Source organism: Halomonas sp. AOP43-A1-21 (genome assembly GCF_052376775.1).
GTDB classification, from domain to species: domain Bacteria; phylum Pseudomonadota; class Gammaproteobacteria; order Pseudomonadales; family Halomonadaceae; genus Vreelandella; species Vreelandella colorata.
Genome location: NZ_JBQSWC010000082.1, coordinates 1 through 1632 on the forward strand (window position 1 = coordinate 1; position 1632 = coordinate 1632).

Consider the following 1632-nt stretch of genomic DNA (forward strand, 5'->3'; position numbering starts at 1 on the left):
CAGCAATGGTATCCTCCAGAACTGTCGGTGATGCTGATACTGACGAGACGCTGATATGTTTCAGAATTATTTTATCATCTGCATTGGTGGAAAATGCCATAACGCCAGATAATAGTGTTGCAAATAAAACAGATTTTTTAAACATATAAAATACCATCAATGAAGTGATTAAGAAGTTATAGAGTAACAGAGAATTAATAAGATTCTTTTCTCTGAGACGCCAGAATATTTGTTCTGGCGTCTGATTTTGAGTTTATTTGACTAATGAAAATAGATCATTGAGTGATTCGCTCATCGACGGATGAGTAAATATCTGATCGCGTAATATGCTATAAGGCAGCCCGGCATCCATCACCATTTTCACTATATTGATCATCTCGTGGGAGTCAACACACAGCAGTGATGCCCCTAATATACGTTGGGTTTTATTATCAACAATCGCTTTTAATACCCCACGGGTATCGTTCATCACTCTGGCGCGCGGAATTGCAGCTACAGGCAATGTCACCACCTGAATATCAGCACCACTCTCTCTGGCTTGTTCTTCTGTCATACCAACCCTGGACAGGGGCGGTGTCATAAATACGGAATAAGGCACATTTTTCCGATCATCAGTACTACGTTTGCCTTCACCCAGTAACTCATCACGTACAATGCGGTAATCATCCAGTGATATGTAAGTAAATTGCAGCCCGCCGGTAACATCTCCCATCGCCCAAATATTGTCTGCGGTGGTATGTAATCGCTTGTCAACGACAATTGCCCCGCGCTCGTTTACTGCGATACCGGCATTTTCTGGATGTAACGAAGCGGTAGCCGGTTGACGACCGGAAGCTATTAACAGTGCATCCACCGCCAGTTGGGCGTGCTCGCTATGCACTTGCACTTGATTTTCATGGTGACTGATTCGCTCCACATGGGCATTGAGGATAATATCGACGCCCTGATCGCGTAAAATCGTCGCGATATTATCAGCAATATCCCGATCTTCCCGAGGCAAAAACAGCGAAGCTGCCTCTAAAATGGTTACTTTGCTGCCAAAATTAGCGAACATAGAGGCGAACTCAACGCCAATATATCCGCCGCCCAAAATACCTAAATGCCCAGGCAATTCTTTTAGATTAAGTAATCCGGTGCTGTCATATACACCAGGCGTGGTGGTAATTCCAGGAATTGGCGGAACCACGGCTTGTGCACCGGTATTAATAAAAATTTTCTCGCCATGAATCTCCAGATTTCCCTCAGGCCGATGAACACGCAGGCTATGATTATTGATAAACTCCGCCTGGCCGTCGATCACGTCGATATTGGGCATATCCGCAAGATTATGAAAATTCTTATTACGTAAAAAATTAACCACTTCATTTTTACGCTGTATGGCACGGACAAAATCTGTGTGCTGCTGTGCGTCATGAACCAATGTTTTGGTTGGGATACAGCCGATATTAATACAGGTCCCGCCATACATTGCATTTGATTGTTCGATGAGAGCCACACGCCAACCTGCTTTTGCCAGCGTGACGGCTAATGTTTTTCCAGCCTTGCCAAAACCAATAATAACTGCCTGATATTTATTCATGATGATTTCCTGTCGAAACGCGTTCATTTGACATCATGACTATAGACGCAAAA

Annotated in this window: 1 protein-coding gene; it reads right to left on the reverse strand. The window is 43.8% G+C overall.

All coding sequences use genetic code 11. From position 1 onward, the window contains the following. Positions 1–253 precede the first annotated feature (253 nt). Positions 254–1579, reverse strand: a complete 1326-nt coding sequence (gene rclA / locus ACT3R7_RS20625; protein ID WP_004117991.1) for a reactive chlorine resistance oxidoreductase RclA — start codon at positions 1577–1579, stop codon at positions 254–256. Positions 1580–1632: the final 53 nt, after the last annotated feature.

Coding starts and splice junctions, on each gene's coding strand:
- rclA (WP_004117991.1), bottom strand. CDS start 1,579: ATGAATAAATATCAGGCAGTTATTATTGGTTTTGGCAAGGCTGGAAAA.